Source organism: Moorena producens PAL-8-15-08-1, from assembly GCF_001767235.1.
In the GTDB taxonomy this organism is placed as follows: Bacteria; Cyanobacteriota; Cyanobacteriia; order Cyanobacteriales; family Coleofasciculaceae; genus Moorena; species Moorena producens_A.
Window position 1 is genome coordinate 8,410,752 of record NZ_CP017599.1, and the last position, 17,650, is coordinate 8,428,401.

The following is a 17,650-nucleotide window of genomic DNA, read 5'->3' on the forward strand; positions in this document are numbered from 1 at the left end:
TATCAGCTATCAGCTATCAGCTATCAGCTATCAGCTATCAGCTATCAGGTTTGGGTCTATTACCAGGCTACTGTTCGCGCAGCATGAGCGTAGCGCAATCGGTGCTTTTTAATAAAATAAGCTGACGGCTGTTCGCATAGCGTGAGCTTTTAGCTAACGGCTGACGGCTGACGGCTGAGCGCTGACCGCTGAGCGCTGACCGCTGAGCGCTGAATGCTTACGGAGGTAACGCAAACTATTCCCTCTGTTCCCTGCTCCCTGCTCCCTGCTCTTAACTAACCGCTGGAACAACTGATTCACTAGCTGTTACTGGTTTGCTGGGTGGTTTATTACTAAATGTAAGCCCCTGATCTCCACAATCAATGAAAATGGTATCCCCTTCGATAAACATATTTTCTAAAATCTTAGTAGCAATGGGATTTTCTAACTCCCGCTGAATTGCCCGCTTCAAGGGACGAGCACCATAGACGGGATCATATCCAGCGTCGGTCAGATAATCTTGAGCTTGCTCGGACATTGCCAGAGTAATCTTTTGCTCTGCCAACAGCCGCTCAATCCGTTTGAGTTGAATCCCGACAATTTTCCGCAATTCATCCCTGGTTAGGGTATGGAATATGATCACATCATCGACCCGGTTGACAAATTCTGGGCGAAAATGCGATCGCAAGGACTCTGTCACTCGTTTGCGCATTTCTTCATACTTGGAATCATCCCCAGCTACTCCCAAAATATGCTCACTGCCAATATTGCTGGTCATGACAATAATGGTATTCCGGAAATCGACGGTTCTGCCTTGGGAGTCGGTAATTCGTCCGTCGTCAAGTACCTGTAACAAAATGTTAAATACATCCCGGTGTGCCTTTTCCACCTCATCGAGCAATACTACTGAGTAAGGACGCCTACGCACGGACTCTGACAGTTGTCCTCCTTCTTCATACCCTACATATCCTGGTGGGGCACCTACTAACCGAGAAACTGCGTGTTTTTCCATATACTCGGACATATCAATCCGCACCAGAGCTTCTTCGCTGTCAAACAGAAACTGTGCCAGTGCTCTAGCTAATTCGGTTTTACCGACCCCAGTTGGTCCCATAAACAAGAAGGAACCAATGGGACGCCCGGGATCTTTCATCCCTGCTCTAGCGCGACGAATGGCAGCAGCTACAGCAGCAACGGCTTCTGTTTGCCCAATCACCCGTTTATGTAAATGTCCTTCCAGCTGTAATAACTTCTGGCGCTCTGATTCCAGCAATCGCTTCAGGGGAATACCGGTCCATTTAGCCACAATTTCGGCAATATCGGATTCACTGACTTGTTCTCGCAACATAGCAGTACCCCCGGATTGGAGTTCCAACATCATACTCTCTTTGGCTTCCCGGTCCCGCTGTAAAGCTTCTAATTTGCCATATTTTAGCTGGGCTGCCTTATTCAGGTCATAATTCCGTTCTGCCTGTTCCACTTGTACCCTTAAGTGTTCTTCTTCCTCTTTTAAGGCACTGATGTCTTGTAAAAGTTGCTTTTCCGATTGCCATTGTTTATTGAGTTGTTCCTGTTTTCCCCGTAAAACCAATATTTCTTTTTCAATGCGCTCTAACCGTTCTTGGGCAGAACTATAGGTGGCGGTGGTGGTACTAGTTCGCTTATCTTCCCCTTCTAGAGATAACTTTTCCATTTCCAGCTGCATCAGCCTGCGGTCAGTCGCTTCCAATTCCACTGGCTTGGAGGTAATTTCCATTTTGATTTTGGCTGCGGCCTCATCTACCAAATCAATGGCTTTATCGGGTAAAAATCGGTCAGTAATATAGCGCTGGGATAAGGTAGCTGCTGCTACCAAGGCTGAGTCGGTTATATTAACCCCGTGATGGACTTCATAGCGTTCTTTGAGTCCCCGCAAAATCGAAATGGTGTCTTCTACAGTTGGTTGCTTAACATAGACTTGCTGAAACCTACGTTCTAGAGCAGCATCCTTTTCAATATGTTTCCGGTATTCATCAAGGGTAGTTGCTCCAATACAACGCAATTCTCCCCGAGCTAGCATTGGTTTGAGTAAATTCCCTGCATCCATAGTGCCACCGCTAGCACCAGCTCCGACTACGGTGTGCAATTCATCGATAAACAGGACAATTTGACCATCTGAGTGGGTCACTTCCCTGAGTACAGCTCTAAGTCGGTCTTCAAATTCCCCCCGATATTTAGCACCTGCAATCAAGCTGCCCATATCTAAGGAAATCAGCTGGCGGTTTTTCAGGGATTCTGGGACATCCCCATTCACAATTCGTTGGGCTAGTCCTTCTGCGATCGCAGTTTTTCCTACCCCTGGCTCTCCAATCAACACGGGATTATTTTTCGACCGACGAGAGAGCACCTGAACCACCCGACGAATTTCCTCATCCCGACCAATCACTGGGTCAAGTTTTCCGGCTTGAGCGGCTTCGGTCAAATCCCGCCCGTACTTTTCCAATGCTTCGTAACGGGATTCGGGATTTTGGTCTGTGACCTTTTGAGAGCCTCGGATGGCTTTAATGGCCTCTTCGAGCTTGGCGGCATCCTGGTTATAGGTTTTGAGCAAGCGGCGTCCTACCCGTTCATCCACCGCTAAACCCAGTAACAGATGTTCTACTGCAATATACTCATCCTCCAAAGTCTTGCGATAGGCTTCCGCATTATCGAGCATCACATCCAAACCACGACCCAGGTACAATTGGTCTAGGTTAGCGACTTTAGGTTGGCGCGTCGCAAAATTTTCCAGTTGTTGCTGAAACCGGTTAACATCAACAGTGACACGGGATAGAATCCGATTGGGTAGCCCATCTTGTTCCAACAATGCGATCGCAACGTGTTCGACTTCCAGCTGTTGATTTTTGCAGCGACGGGCGACATCTTGAGATTTAACAATCGCTTCCCAGGCTTTATCTGTAAACTTGTTGGCGTCAGTGGGCTGCATATCCTACAACAAATCTCGCTTTTTTACCATCTATGCTGTGGTTAGTATAGCAATCCGATACTTTTTAGCTACCAAAATCTACTTTGCAGATTTTAGCCCACTAATGCAAGCTGCTTAAGCAGCCAGGGGGTATCTCCCAAGGCCAAGATCGGTTTTGTTCCGCTCTTGGCGCTATTATCTGTGTTTAATAGAAAACGCAACCACTATCATGGTTTGCTTTGGTTTTCGGCTTCAATTCAAGGAACCAGAATGTTTTCAATGACACTATAAAACTAATCAAATTCTAACATACTGGTTCCTTTTTTTGTATATACTGCAAGATATTTGGAGAAAATCGTCAACAGTGGCTAGCCCTTTTACCCTCTATCCGGAAAGTCGGGTTTGAAATTAATCAACGGTAGATTATGATCAATCAAAGGTTGATCAAAGGTTGACGGTTAGGATTCCCATTCACGGTAGGGTGTCTGGATCAATCCCCATTGTTTTAAGATAATCCGCTAACCGTTGAGCTCGTTGATGTTCCTGTTGAGCTCGTTGATGTTCATGGTATGCAATTTGCTCTGGTGTCAATAAGCGATTTCCTTGATCATCGTACCAGTATAACCACTCTCGTTGCCATCCCTGGTATATCCCTTGTTCTGGTCCAATTAACAAGCCTAGTTCTGGTATCTCTATCAGTTCACCGGATTGTCTGATATATTCCCCGTCTACCAAGCGATACACCTCAAACGGCTCATGCTTATCCCGTCGCCAATGGTGGGGGTTATAAATGGTGTAATTAAGTACTCCTAGTTGAGCGTATTTTTCCAGCTTCTGGTCATACTCACCCCCTGGGGTTTGAGAAACTACTTCTAACACCCATTGGGGAACGATATAATTTTCTTCCCATAGCACATAGCTGAGCCTTCCCTTTGCACTCTTACGTCGCACTACCCCTAGACTTAGGAAACCATCAGGGACAATAGCCGGTTCTTTAGGTTTATAGTAAACTCCCATGTTGACCCCTAGGAACCAATCTTGGCGCTCTGACCACAGCCAAGATAGTACTGCTCTTAAAAGAGTGGGAATTAGGATTTGTAATTCATTATCCACAGGGGTATCGTCGGAATCTGGTAGCTCTTCTGCAGAGGGTAAATACTGCAATGGGTCATACTGTATCATCTAGCATTTATCAAGTCTATGAGGTACTAATTATTGGATTTTAGGGAGCAGGGAGCAGGGAGCAGGGAGCAGTAAAAATATTTTTGGGAGTGTTAATCCCGGGTGCTATTATGGAGGGAGTGGTTAAACATCCTGTGTACCTCATGATTATGATAATTGCTAGAGTTAGTTTCCGAAGGGGATACTCACGAGAAGAGGACTAATGTGCTCTGTATGCTGTCGGTGTGATGCCCGTAAATTGTCGAAACTGTTTGCTTAAGTGGCTGTGGCTGTTGAACCCACACTCTAAGGCAATGTCCACAATTAATCGGTCTTTTTCTTTCAACAACTGCTTCGCCCGTTCTACCCGTTGCTGAATCAAGTATTGGTAGGGAGACATGCCGATTGACTGCTTAAATAGACGGCTGAAATGAAATTGGCTCATGTCTAGCAATCGAGCTAATTCTGCCAGTTTAATATCTTGATCTAAATGTGTATCAATATAATCTATAATTCGCTGGAGTTGACGCAGGGGTAAGCCACCCTGGTAAATTGGCAACTGAGGTTTGGTAGCTGCGTGCTGCCTCAGTAAATTCACTGCCAAGACGTTAGCCAAAGAATCAATATAAAGTGTGCTGCCTGAAGATTCCTGTTGAAGTTCAGTAAGTAGCATGATTGCGATCGCTTCAATCTGTGGATTGCGAGTCCGAAATTCAGGTAGTAATTCTAGCCGATCGGGATTCTGTTCAAGGGTTTCTCTAGCAACGCTTTGAATAAACTGAGATTTAAGGCGAATCTGCAAGTAATTATCATCACTGTCCCACCGAGCAAAAAACGGTGTCTTGGCAGGGGTAATGGACATGTCTCCTTTTTTATACAGCCCTGTGTAGGTTTTCCCGGCCTGAATTTGGAGCAAGCGAACGGGACGAGGAGCAAGGGAGATAGAAAGGGTATGCTCATCATTGTAATGACAATTTCCCTCTCCAGCAGGATGTTGGAAGTGTTGGACTCGAATATGCTCCCAGCTTTGTGTTTGGCGAGACTTCTGGGATAAGCCATTGGTTTCAGGCTGTTGGATAGCAGGATTTTTCATAATCCAAGTCCAGTGCGTCTAGTTCTGATTATATTCAGGTTGGGCTAGTTTCCAGCAAAAACGTGAAAAGCCATCGCAAGATTGTGATAGTACCACAGGAATTAGACAGCTTAGCATCAATCGCCTTTCTAAGCTGTAAGGGTGATTGTTAAGCAGAAAGTATCAAGAAGATGAATATACTTATTTTCGGTTCAACCGGTGCTACAGGTCGTCAGGTTGTGGAACAGGCTCTTGAGCAGGGACACAGGGTTACAGCATTTGCACGCAATCCCGCAAAGCTAGATATCAACCACGCTAATCTCAAGGTTGTTCAGGGGGATGTCATGGATCTGCCATCAGTGGAGAAGGCCGTACAAGGTCAAGAAGCCGTGGTGTGTGTACTCGGAGCAGGTCAGAAGATGACAGGGACAATCCGGTCAGAGGGGACACAACAGATTATCCAAGCTATGGATAAAGCAGGAATCCGACGCTTTATCTGCCAATCAACTCTTGGAGCCGGAGATAGTTGGGAAAATCTTAACTTTTTCTGGAAGTATATCATGTTTGGATTCCTGTTACGGAACGTGTTTGCTGATCATCAAAGGCAAGAGAACTATGTTTTGCAAAGCGGTCTAGACTGGACAATTGTTCGTCCTGGAGCCTTTGTAGATGGGAATCGCACTGGCAAATATCGACACGGATTTCCAAGTAACGATAAGACATCAAAACTCAAAATTTCTCGTGCTGATGTCGCTGACTTCATAGTGAAGCAACTGGCAGATGACAAGTATATTCACAAGACACCAAGTTTGTCCTATTGAAGTAAGTATTCAGCGATCAGCATTCAGCATTCAGCGATCAGCATTCAGCTAATGTCCTACACGGACGCTACACCGAACAGCTATCTGCGAAAGCCCTATGGCCAAGCTACACCGAACAATTTATGCCTATAGATTCACAGGCTAGAAGCCTGTTCCACCTTACTTGAGGTGCTTTTGAATCAAATAGGCTGACCGCTGACCGCTGACCGCTGACCGCTTAGATATTAAACACTGTGAAATAACACGAAAATTCCCAGGAGGCTTTATGGTAACTGTTCACAATTTCCGTTTTTCTCTAATGCTGTTAACAGCAATCGGCAGTGGTCTGGCCGCTGGCATCTTCTTCGCCTTTTCGACCTTTGTGATGAAGGCTCTGGCTCAGCAACCACCAGCACAGGGTATTGCTACCATGCAATCGATCAATATTACTGTGATCAATCCCTGGTTTATGCTGGCATTTCTGGGAACTGCTGCTGCTGGCACATTGCTGACTATTTCGTTACTGTTGCAGTCGCATCAACCAGGTGCTGTCTATTGGTTGGCGGGTACTTTGCTTTATCTGATTGGCACAATCGGCGTTACCTTCGCGTGCAATATCCCCCTGAATGATGCCCTCGCAATCGTCACGCCAGACAGTGCTGAAGCCACAACCCTATGGGCAAGATTCCTAACGGATTGGACATTTTGGAACCATGTTCGGACGGTAGCAGCATTTTTGGCAGCGATGCTGTTTACAATTGCCCTTTGCGTTCGCCCTTAGGCGGGCACAAAGTGCCATCGCAAAGGGCGATTTGGAATGACGAACGAAGCTACACTCATCCGATAGGGGAGTGTAGCTTCGTTCCAGGCTCTTTTTCTCGTTTGGCTTTCTATGTATACAAAGTACCCATATAGCCTGCCAGGATAGATAATGGCATTTGCTTGGAAGTATGGATGTTTTTAGCTCAGATGTCAATACCCCTGATTCTTGCCAACCGACCCCCTTGCGACTTGCCAGTATCTAGCGTCTAAAATAGAAGAAAGTAATAGATACTACAATATCCTCAAGAAACTTGACTACATCTGAGCCGCCAAAAAAATTAGTCATCAAAAAAATACCCCCGATTGAGCGCAAACCCCAAATCGCACTCAAGAGCGTTACTAATTCTGAGGGTGAAGTTTTCCAGTGCCAAGACCAGATTAGAGTAAAAGCACCTTGGGGAAGTAGAGCTACTGCCGAGATTACAGTCTTGTATCAGGATCACAGTGGCAATCCTTGGGCGCAATATAAGCCAAATGAATCTGACCCAAAGTGGGATTGGGAGGGAGGCTGTGTCCGTGCAGAGCGACTGAGAAAAGCTTGAATCCTAGATCTGTAAATGATGCGAGCACTTATCTAGGGTAAGGCTTGACCATCTTAGTCGCCCAATACACATGGAAAACCTCTGTGACTGCTCCAGCCCGTCGAATCGGCACTGTCCCTATTTCGTGGATCTCCTGAAAATAAGCTCGATAGCTATCTGTCAACTCTTGAAATCGCTCCAGAGTAACGTATAGTCCATTTTTGCCTAACCATTGCTCAGGCTGGAACCAGACCATAAAACCACGCATATCCTCTCCCAAGCAGGTAATTGGTGTAGAGGTCAGGGGACTAATGGCCATCGCTACGATCCCACTGATATAATACCCATTGCTAAAGACAAAGCTAGACTTTTGTAATGCCTCACTCAGGACAGGAGACTCAGCAAACCCTTGTCGCAGTTGCTGAATATCAATCAGTTCTTTAGAGGGGTCATCCTTGGGAGAGACAAAACCCCCAAGTAAAGCATAGTGACCGGATTTTTGCAGTGTTCCTGTAGTGATATGCAGCAGCACAAACAATAATAGGCTAGCTATTGCTATGGCTGAACCCTTTAGCCATCGGTTTACCCAACGGCGCGATGACACAAAGTGCCCGCCTAAGGGCGAACGCATTTGCCACTGTTGCGCCTGTTGCCCTAGTAGTAAGGTTATCCCCCAAAATCCTGGCATCGGCCAAGTGGGCAAAATTTGGTGATATCCTGCTAAGAGGGTAAAGCCTACAACTAGGGGTAGGGATACCCATAGGATCAATCTTGACTCCAATGTTGATGTCTTGCTATACCCGGTAAATTGAGCAAGTAGCGATCGCAAACTCACCCACCACATGGGCAATGCCATCGTAGGAAAAAGATAAGCTATCCCAGATAAAACTATCACTAATACATTTAGCCAATTGTAGCCCGGCTGAGGTACCTCTGGCTCTGGTTGAAAACGAGTGGATAAATGGAAAGTAAACGATATCCAATCATGCTGTATATTCCAGTACCAAATTGGAAAAATAGTTATGATAAATAAGATTAAACCTAGCCATGCCCAAGGTGACAATAATGCACAACGATGACGTGGACTCGTTAAGCAAAAACCAACTAATCCTAAGCCTAAAACAAAGCCATGATATTTACCTAGACAAGCTAAACCTACTAAAATACCTAGGAGTGCTAACCGATAGCTAGGTCGGTATGAACCAGAGATAGGGGTTAGGGTGTGGGGGTTAGGGTGTGGAGTATTGGAATATAAACTATTGGGTTTAGTAGATAGTTTACTAGATAATTTTTTCCTTGAATGTTTCGCTCTTACGGGAAAAAATTCGTAAGCAGCACATAATAAACTAGCTGACCAAAAAAATATCAGGGGACTATCGGGTAGGGTAAGCACACCAAAGCCAATTTGAAAAATCGGAATAATGGTAGCGGACGCTAATGTCAATCGAGCCGCTTTGGTGTTAAATAGATGAGTGCTAGTCAGATACAGTAGCAATAAGCTACCTGTATACAAAATCAGGGAACCCAGACGAATAGTGAATTGGGAAACCTCTCCCGTTATCCAAGTCCCAAAGCCAGTAGTCAGGGCAACTAAAACTGGGTGATCAAAATAACTCCAGTCTAGATGCAGGGTATAGACATAGTAATAGGCTTCATCAATACCAGGGTAAAGCCAAAAAGCAATGATACACCGAAACAGTAGCCCCCCTAGCAGCCAACCAAGTACAAATTGATGTTGAGACAACCGTTTCAGGGCATTAGGCATCATAATCTATTATTTTTTAATTTTATGAGGTACAAATTACTTGATTTTAGGGAGCAGGGAGTAGGGAGTAGGGATTAGGGAGTAGGGAGTAGGGAGTAGGGATAAAACAAATAATGTGTACCTCATAATTATGATAATTATTAGATTTTGCAGATACTCCCATAAAAGACATGGTAGGTTTACTGGATTGGGGAAAACTTAGCAACAAAAGCCATGAAATTGCTTTCTATGTTTTTTAGAACTCTAACCACTAAAGAAGAGTGAAACTGGGCAAACCTTACTTCCTCAAATTTGTTTTTCCTAGCTTATCAGTGATGGATCGCTACATCGCTGCTGAACTCATCCCACCGTTTCTATTTGGTGTTGGCGGGTTTTCATCTATTGGTGTCGCTGTGGGTAGCCTGTTTGATATGGTAGTCAAAATCACTGAGTTAGGACTATCCTGGACAATTGCTGCCCAAGTCGTGCTGTTGAAGTTTCCTGAGTTTATTTCCTATGCCTTACCCATATCAGTACTGCTCGCTACACTAATAGCATATTCTCGCTTGAGTAATGACAGTGAGTTAATTGCCCTACGCAGCTGTGGTGTGAGTTTATACCGACTAGTTGCCCCTGCTCTGGTGCTCAGCCTAATTGTCACGGGTATCACTTTCCTCTTCAATGAATTAATTGTTCCAGCCGCTAACTACCAGGCAACTATAACATTAGAAAAAGCTCTTAATGAGGAAAAACCCGCTTTCGATGAAAACGGTATTATCTATCCAGAGTATCACACTTTTCCCCAACCCAATGGCACAACTACTCAGACACTCAAACGCTTATTCTACGCAAATCGATTTGATGGTCAGAGCATGAAAGACCTGACTGTCTTGGAGTGGTCTAATCAGGGTAAGTTGAAGAAAATTATTCTATCGGAATCAGCCCGTTGGAACTCTAAGCAAAATACCTGGGATTGTTCCCATGGGTCAATTTATTTCATTAGTCCTAAAACCTCTTTTCGGAAAATAGTAACCTTTGATCATCAAGAAATTTCATTTCCTAGAGCGCCCCTTGATTTAGTCACTAAAGCCCGTGACCCCTATGAGATGAATATTCTTCAAGCCATAGAAATGATCCAGTTGCTAAAGGGAGCTGGCGATCGCAAAAAACTCCGGATGCTCCAAGTGCGGATGCAACAAAAAATTGCTTTTCCATTTATTTGTCTAATCTTTGGCTTAGTAGGAGCAAGCATCAGTATTCGACCTAAACGAATCAGCAAAGGGACTAGCTTTGGGGTCTGTTTAATCGTAATTTTTGGCTACTACTTACTGAGCTTTGTGATCGGAGGTTTCGGTATAGCGGGAATTCTCTCCCCAATTGTAGCCGCCTGGTTACCTAATCTATTCGGTTTCGGAGCAGGAGGATGGTTGTTGTGGCGATTGGAGGGTAATGGTTGATGGTAATTGGGAGTAGGGAGTAGGGAGTAGGGAGTAGGGAGTAGGGAGCAGGGAGTAGGGAGTAGGGGGAATAAAGTTGATTGTACCTCATAAGTACGATCGTCAGTATTCATCCTAATACTTACATTAAATTTATCACCTTGGATGTTAATTTAAAATTCTGTAAGCATTCAGGTGCGTTACACTGTTGTTTTTTTATTCGCTCAAGGGTAAGTATTCAATTCGGTCTTGATATTCCTTGGGAAAGGAAGCTCCAGCAATAATGATTAGCTCTGCGAGGGTTTCTCCAATATGATTGGATGGATCGATTACAAAAATCCCCGGTACGTGGCGACTCTCTGCGAGATGGTCTACTAAATGTTTAGGCATAGATTTCCGATTGTTTGTTACTAAAATAAAATCATGAATTTCACACCAGATTAAAATCTCTGGATCGAGAGTTCCTTTAGGAGGAGCGCCTGGATCGCCGATCCTTCTGACAATAAGTTCTGGTGCTTGGCGCATCAGTTGGGTTCGGTAAAGGGAGGCGATATGCTCGTCCAGTAAATATTGGATCGTCATACAGCACTCTTCGGTTGGGATGACTCTCGCTCCAGAGCGGCTTCTGCTTTCAATTGCCGGAACCTCTGTCGTGCAGGAGAAGGATTCTGTTTTTGTTCTTCTCGTTGTTGGCGGCAAAACTCTAGCCAGTCAGCTAAGTAAGCGCTCACCTCTTCTTTGTTGTGTAGATAGTAGAGAATAGTGGCATGAACCTGTTCTAAGCTAATGGTGTCAAATTGTTGGGTAATTTCTTCAGGGGTTCTGGCGCGGTAGATATATTCGTAGAGGACGCTTTCGATACCAATGCGGCTACCTTTGATGCGAATGTCGTCAGAGGCTAGGAAGTCAAAGTAGTCTTGGATTTCCATGGCAATTTGCAATTAATAAAAAAAGTTTTAAAAAAGAAACATAGGAGGCGCGAATACACTTTTTAAGTAGATGTAAACTACATTTAATTTTACCGTTATTATTTTTTTTAAGTCAACCTATTCGTTTATAATGGAAACGTGATTGCTAGGGCTAACTCAAAATTTTGACCATTGTTTTCCTGGTAAGAATCCAATAGTTTTTTAGCATCCCCAGGATCGATATCGAGGCACGTAAGCATTAGGCTGTTCGCGTAGGGTGCGCTTAGCCCATGAGCTTAGAGCTGAATGCTTACAAAATTGTTAAAATTGAAAATTATCAATGGCTATTAACCAGTTGAAATTTTCAATTTTAACTAATCCCAGTTATTCTTAAACTGCTACAGCAGTAGCCTTAAGTTCAAAAATCTTATTGATTACATCTTCTACTACCCGATCAGGAGTAGACGCTCCAGAGGTTACTCCTACTACTATCGAACCAGAGGGAAGCCAATTTCGTGCTACTTCCACCTCCTGATGTAGGGGTTTATGCTCGATTTCATCAGCAGAAATAATCCGGTTGACACTGTCAATGTGATAGGATGGTAGTTGTCGCTCAATCGCAATTTCTTGCAGGTGAGTGGTATTGGAAGAATTAAAACCACCAATCACAATCATCAAGTCTAGCTTTTCTTCCACTAGCTCCAACATGGCATCCTGCCGTTCTTGGGTGGCATCACAGATGGTATTAAAGCTTTGAAAGTGATCGTTTAAATTAGACGTACCATATTTCTTCATCATGGTGCGCTCAAAAAGTTTGCCGATCTGTTCGGTCTCGGTCTTGAGCATAGTAGTTTGGTTGGCAATCCCAATCCGCTCTAAATCCTGCTCTGGGTCAAAGCCAGCTGAGATAGCGTTTTTAAATTTATCGAGAAATTCCTCCCGGTTACCACCATTGAGAATGTAGTTGGCAACGTATTCCGCTTCTTGTAGATTCACTACCACTAAATATTTTCCGGCAAAGGAACTCGTTGCTAAGGTTTCCTCGTGTTTATATTTCCCGTGAATAATCGAAGTGTACTCTTTTTTCTTATGCTTCTCTACGGTGTTCCACACTTTGGACACCCAGGGACAGGTAGTATCTACAATCTTGCAGTCTTTCTCGTGGAGTAGCTGCATTTCCTGAACACTAGCACCGAATGCTGGTAAAATCACTACATCCCCAGCACCAACAACAGAGAAGTCTTTCTGGCCATCCTCAACAGCAATAAATTTTACTGACATTTCCCGCAAGCGCTGGTTAACAGAGGGGTTGTGAATAATTTCATTAGTAATCCAGATCTGTTCACTGGGGAAATGGGTGCGGGTTTCATAAGCCATGGCTACAGCTCGCTCCACACCCCAGCAAAAGCCAAATGCTTCTGCTAGCCGGATGGTCACATCTCCCTGTTGCAGCCGATAGTTCTTGGCACGAATCTCTTCAATCAGACTGCTTTGATATTCCGATTCCAACTGAGAGGTAACTTCGGCTTCGTGACCAAATCCTTTACGGTGGTAGTTATCTGATTTCTGGAGTGAGCGCTTGAAAGCTTTTGTATCCATTGAGCTATCTTCAGCAAATTACTTATCAATCACTGCTAATATTATTAATTTAGTTTTAATCAACCGTGATCTTAGTTACTATAGCAATCCTAAATAAATTGTGATAATTTTTTTTCCTACTCCCTGCTCCCTACTCCCTACTCCCTACTCCCTGTTCCATTTGCTATAGGAATCCCTACTCCTTCTTGGAGGATTAGTTGCTCAAAGATTTGTAAACCATAGCGCCACACTAAGTAACCTTGGGGACTCAGATGCAAGCCATCGGTACTAAGCTCAGGTTGCAGGTTGCCCTGACTATCAGCAAAGAGGGGATAGAGATTTAGATAAATCGCTCCTTCTTCGTGAGCGATCGCTTTTAGCTGCTGGTTAAGATTTTGGATGCGACTGTTGGGGATAGTAAGTAAGCGATCGCGTCCTTCCCAGGTTGCCTGTTCAGCACCATGGGGCAAAATCGATTGAAGGACAATCTTCGTTTCGGTATGGGCTCGCCGTAAGTAGCGAATCGTTAGCCGTTGGTTTTCTAGAATTGCTTCATCCTTGACCCCCCGAATTAGGTCATTGATGCCAATCATCACAAAAATTGCTTCTGGCTTAGTCTGATCCAAAATATCTAAGCGCTTGAGCAACCCTGCTGAGGTTTCCCCAGACAGTCCTTGATTAAGCCAGTAGCGTTTTGGAGGTAGCAGCTTGTTGGGAAACCATAGGCTTAGAGAATCTCCCAACAGGACAGTTAACTGTTCCGGTTGTTGATTAGCCACTACCTGAGCTTCCTTCTCCAGCAGTGCCAGCCATTGTTGGTAATTTAACTGGTGTCGTGGCCCTAATTCAATTACTGGCTCAGGGGTAGAATTTAAAATTCGGGTAGTTACCACAGGATGGCTAACTGGATCTGACTTTGACTGGTGATACTCACCCAGTAGTAACCAGATGAGAGTCACAATCATAAACCCATTGGCAGCAAGGGATAGTAAAGCCCAAGGTGGACAACGCTTCAACTCAATGAACAAAAAATTGGCATTATGTCTGTTCTAACATCCCTGAGGGCAAAGGTAATACCATCAGTTGGCAGTTAACAGTTAACAGTTAACTGTCAACTGTTAACAAAACCTAGTTAAAAGCAATCGGCCATGTCAGCAAAACGCTAAAATTCAGAGCTACTAGCCATGTCTGTAGTACTACTGAAGTTACCCATGCTAGAACTAGGCATCACACTGGATTCCTTAACAAATCCAGCGTAAGCTTCCATACCGTGTTCGGCAATATCCAAGCCTTCCAGTTCTTCTTCTGGTGTCACCCGGATACCTAGGGTTAGTTTCAGCACGAACCAGACGATGCCACTAAACAGCACCGTGAAGCCCCCAATCGCTAGAATACCCAGGATTTGGGTGCCAAGTTGACCGGCACTACCGGCGGTAAACAGACCTGAATCTTTAGCGAAAAGTCCAACGGCTAGGGTTCCCCAGATACCATTGACCAAGTGGACTGAAATTGCCCCTACTGGGTCATCAATTTTGATGTTGTCAAAGAAGGAAACAGAGAAGACAACGATGATGCCACCAATAGCACCAATAATAACTGCTGAGAAATAGCTGACATTATTACAGGGAGCCGTAATTGCCACTAATCCAGCCAAAATCCCGTTGATGATCATGGACAGGTCTGGCTTACCATCTTTTAGCCAAGCCGTCAAGGTAGCAGTAATCCCACCAGCTGCTGCGGCTAGGTTAGTGGTCACCGCAATATAGGGAACTGCCTCACTAGCAGCTAGTTCAGAACCTGGATTGAAGCCAAACCAGCCGATCCAGAGAATCAAGCAACCAAGAGTGGCAATACTCATGTTGTGACCTGGGATAGCACGAGGTTCACCGTTTTCGTACTTACCGCTACGGGGTCCGAGGAAGGCAGCTCCCATCAAAGCCGCCCAGCCACCAACGGAGTGAACCACGGTTGAGCCAGCAAAGTCTGAGAATCCCATGCCACCAAGCCAACCATCACTGCTCCAAACCCAGTGTCCAGTGATGGAGTAGGATACCCCAACAATCAGGATGCTGAAAATTAAGAAGTCTAGGAACTTAATCCGTTCAGCAACCGCACCGGACACGATGGTGGCAGCAGTTCCAGCAAAGGCAGCTTGGAATAGGAAAAATACGGCTATCGGTAGACCTGCAGGAAATGGATCTAACCCATAGGTAGCGGGGTCTTCACTGCTGAGGAAAAAGCCCGACAGCCCAATAAATGCGTTGCCTTTGCCGAACATAAAGGAAAAACCAATTGCCCAAAACGAAATAGTTGCTAAGGCAAAGACAATTAGGTTTTTCGCGAGAATATTAACCGCATTCTTCTGGCGGCAGAAGCCGGTTTCTAGCATTCCGAATCCGGCATTCATGAAGATAACTAGGATCGCAGCTACTAATATCCAGATAGCATTAAGAGTGCCCTGAAGTTCTTCTGGGGTAGGTCCGGCGCTATCCTGGGCAACAGCAGCTGTATGCCAAACTAGAACAATTATCCCTGTCAGGGGAATACAGGCGAGCCAGTAAGGGGAAAACGATTTTGCGATCGCTTTGAATGGCTCTAGATAAGGAGAATCCCACGATGAGCGGGAGGCTTGGTGAGCCATAGGTCGCCTAGATCTTACTAGGGTACCCTTGTTTTTCATTGTTCGCTGAGATTTTGAAATTGACATAATAAGCGTTAACTTACCTCTGATTTAGATACACTTCCTCACACTGAGAAACTTCAGAAAACAAATTCTCAAATTAGCCACCGAAACCTAAGAGTCCATCCTTTTTCAAGGACTCATCCTGACGTCACCCTGCTACCTTTACATACCTGATTGCTAGATGCTAGACTCCTGGCTGAGCTAGTCATCAGGTAGTTTCTTCAGCTAAAGCCTTGTCTTAAGACAAAACCCTACAAATAACTGGGACTATAGTCAAGGGAATTAAAGCATTATTTAATGAAATATTTCATTAAATATTATTGCCGCAGGATAGACCCCGTACACTGGTAGAGTTACCTGGGTCAGAGGCTTTCAAGGTGGGAACGCCACATGGTTCCACTCAGCCCCCTTCGAATGCTGCACCTCCCACTAACGGTTTATAAATTAATCCAGTTCTAGGTTTGAGTAACCGTGTTTTATTGGTAGAAAATTGATCAAGCAATTTGGATAATATTGGTACACGATACAGGGTGATCAACCTTTCGTGTAAAAGTGATTATTCCCCTAGGCTTTAGCAAGATGTCCCAACTACCACGCACTAATGCTCACGAAAGTTTGCCGATAATCCGAACTGGGTAATTCTATAGCTAAACACTCAGTGGACTAGTCAACTCTAAGAAAGTCTTACGTTTAATCAACCCCACTTACATCCTTTCGGATCAGGTGGGGTGATTGACTAATTGATCGCTTTGTCTTTGAGGTGTTTTGATCTAAGATCTTTTTTTGGGATGATTCTGTATCAATAGATACTTTTTTTTAAAAAAAATGAGAGTATTTAAAACTAGGCAGATGCAACGTCTAGTTGGGGATCTAATTGGCTGTGGAGTTGGCCGAACCAGAATTTGACACTCCTACGGATAGAAGCCGATCATGGTACAACTATAAAAATGGGCATACTGTAGAGTAGGCATGTATTTGATATGCTCAACGGATTAGCTATGGAATTGTATAGATAACACCAGTGAATCGAATTGACCAGGAATTGGCAGCGTTAGAGGAAGCCATCACCCATTTGGCAAAGGAATTCCAATCAACCTACTTTAACTATTTGACCTTTTTAGGTGAATGCGTGGGGCAACAGCTGATTATGGCTTCCTATCGGATTTGTACTCAAGGGTATCCTGAGTCTTTTCTAAATTTGTCGGTTAACAGTCGGCAACAGTTACAGCAATCCCTACGAAAGCTGGCTCAAGAGACTCAACAAAAGTTGCCATCACTCCTAGAACAGTGGCAAGAGTCAAGGTCAGCTACTACTGATGACTTGGATCAGGACTTGGATCAGGACTCGGATCAGGACTTGAATCAAGACTTGGATCAGGACTCGGATCAGGACTCGGATCAGGACTCGGATCAGGACTTGGATCAGGACTCGGAAATGCCTTCATCTACAGAAGACTCTCGATTCTTGAATGCTCTAAGGGAGCCATCACCAGCAGCTGAGTTGACCAGTAAACCACGAAATAGCATAGAGAAACTGGAGCAATGGCTTAAGCACCTAGAGAGTGGGATCACCAAAACTATTCAAGATGTCTCTGTGGAAAGCAATCGGCTCTTGCATAAACACTCGATTATACCAGACAAATTTCCCCAAGAAATCCTAGAAGCAGCGGCAAAAGTCGAAGCATCTGCGATCGAAACGGCTGAATCCCCCAATATTATCAAAATAATGATGGAAACTAAAGGTGATGGAGAAACAGATGAATCCAGATTAACCCGTATTATTGCCATTAAGCTGCGCTTATCTGAAATAGAATTTGCAGACCCTAACTTGACCCCTGGACGTAATAAAATCAGAGATCTATTAGCTAAAATGAGTCAACTGAAGCGAGAGTATTACAAAAAACAACGGCAAAAGGCAGTAGCTCAAGCTGAAGCAGCATGGCGTGCCAGCTGGTTTGAGGATTAAACTTAGGGAATTACCAATGACTAATTACCAATCACT

General features: G+C 44.5%; 15 protein-coding genes. 5 read left to right on the forward strand and 10 right to left on the reverse strand.

The features are described 5' to 3' along the window. Positions 1–271: 271 nt before the first annotated feature. The 3 genes from clpB to BJP34_RS30805 form a co-directional block, all read right to left on the reverse strand. The gene (gene clpB, locus BJP34_RS30795; protein ID WP_070395633.1) at positions 272–2,944 is read right to left on the reverse strand and encodes an ATP-dependent chaperone ClpB; all 2,673 of its coding nucleotides are present in this window, start codon (positions 2,942–2,944) and stop codon (positions 272–274) included. Positions 2,945–3,394: 450 nt separating this feature from the next. Further along, the gene (locus BJP34_RS30800) at positions 3,395–4,105 is read right to left on the reverse strand and encodes a Uma2 family endonuclease (RefSeq protein ID WP_070395634.1); all 711 of its coding nucleotides are present in this window, start codon (positions 4,103–4,105) and stop codon (positions 3,395–3,397) included. A gap of 199 nt (positions 4,106–4,304) precedes the next feature. Beyond that, entirely contained in the window at positions 4,305–5,177 is an 873-nt protein-coding gene (locus BJP34_RS30805) for a helix-turn-helix domain-containing protein (RefSeq protein WP_070395635.1), read from the reverse strand. 170 nt (positions 5,178–5,347) lie between these two features. On the opposite strand from BJP34_RS30805, the gene BJP34_RS30810 reads away from it, so the two are divergent. The 3 genes from BJP34_RS30810 to BJP34_RS30820 all read left to right on the forward strand — a co-directional run bounded on the left by BJP34_RS30810 (position 5,348) and on the right by BJP34_RS30820 (position 7,320). Then, a complete protein-coding gene (locus BJP34_RS30810; RefSeq protein WP_070395636.1) occupies positions 5,348–5,977 on the forward strand; it encodes an NAD(P)-dependent oxidoreductase in 630 nt (209 codons plus the stop codon). 265 nt (positions 5,978–6,242) lie between these two features. Further along, positions 6,243–6,737 carry a DUF1772 domain-containing protein gene (locus BJP34_RS30815; protein ID WP_070395637.1) on the forward strand — a complete coding sequence of 165 codons (495 nt, stop codon included), beginning with the start codon at positions 6,243–6,245 and terminating at the stop codon, positions 6,735–6,737. A 292-nt stretch (positions 6,738–7,029) separates the two neighbouring features. Then, the gene (locus BJP34_RS30820; protein ID WP_070395638.1) at positions 7,030–7,320 is read left to right on the forward strand and encodes a hypothetical protein; all 291 of its coding nucleotides are present in this window, start codon (positions 7,030–7,032) and stop codon (positions 7,318–7,320) included. Positions 7,321–7,348: 28 nt separating this feature from the next. On the opposite strand, the gene BJP34_RS30825 is transcribed toward BJP34_RS30820, so the two are convergent. Next, positions 7,349–9,067, reverse strand: coding sequence for an ArnT family glycosyltransferase (locus BJP34_RS30825; RefSeq protein ID WP_229424108.1), 1,719 nt, complete (start codon positions 9,065–9,067; stop codon positions 7,349–7,351). A 257-nt stretch (positions 9,068–9,324) separates the two neighbouring features. On the opposite strand from BJP34_RS30825, the gene BJP34_RS30830 reads away from it, so the two are divergent. Further along, entirely contained in the window at positions 9,325–10,500 is a 1,176-nt protein-coding gene (locus tag BJP34_RS30830; RefSeq protein ID WP_324610981.1) for an LptF/LptG family permease, read from the forward strand. Here BJP34_RS30830 and BJP34_RS45855 read toward each other — a convergent pair. The 6 genes from BJP34_RS45855 to BJP34_RS30855 all read right to left on the reverse strand — a co-directional run bounded on the left by BJP34_RS45855 (position 10,439) and on the right by BJP34_RS30855 (position 15,606). Next, positions 10,439–10,591 (reverse strand): hypothetical protein, encoded by a 153-nt coding sequence (locus BJP34_RS45855; protein ID WP_168166533.1) that lies wholly within the window; start codon positions 10,589–10,591, stop codon positions 10,439–10,441. The genes BJP34_RS30830 and BJP34_RS45855 overlap by 62 nt on opposite strands. Positions 10,592–10,695: 104 nt before the next feature. Continuing rightward, positions 10,696–11,061, reverse strand: coding sequence for a DUF5615 family PIN-like protein (locus BJP34_RS30835; RefSeq protein WP_070395639.1), 366 nt, complete (start codon positions 11,059–11,061; stop codon positions 10,696–10,698). Further along, a complete protein-coding gene (locus tag BJP34_RS30840) occupies positions 11,058–11,408 on the reverse strand; it encodes a DUF433 domain-containing protein (protein ID WP_070395640.1) in 351 nt (116 codons plus the stop codon). Before BJP34_RS30840 ends, BJP34_RS30835 begins: the two co-directional genes overlap by 4 nt. Positions 11,409–11,777: 369 nt before the next feature. Continuing rightward, entirely contained in the window at positions 11,778–12,986 is a 1,209-nt protein-coding gene (locus tag BJP34_RS30845; protein ID WP_070395641.1) for a 4-hydroxy-3-methylbut-2-enyl diphosphate reductase, read from the reverse strand. A gap of 137 nt (positions 12,987–13,123) precedes the next feature. Then, a complete protein-coding gene (locus BJP34_RS30850; protein WP_070395642.1) occupies positions 13,124–13,993 on the reverse strand; it encodes a GDSL-type esterase/lipase family protein in 870 nt (289 codons plus the stop codon). 134 nt (positions 13,994–14,127) lie between these two features. Then, positions 14,128–15,606: an ammonium transporter gene (locus tag BJP34_RS30855; RefSeq protein ID WP_149031474.1), complete on the reverse strand. Its 1,479-nt coding sequence runs from the start codon at positions 15,604–15,606 to the stop codon at positions 14,128–14,130. Between the two features lie 1,063 nt (positions 15,607–16,669). Between BJP34_RS30855 and BJP34_RS41395 the strand changes: the two genes are divergently transcribed. Further along, positions 16,670–17,614 carry a hypothetical protein gene (locus BJP34_RS41395; protein WP_149031270.1) on the forward strand — a complete coding sequence of 315 codons (945 nt, stop codon included), beginning with the start codon at positions 16,670–16,672 and terminating at the stop codon, positions 17,612–17,614. Positions 17,615–17,650 lie beyond the last annotated feature (36 nt).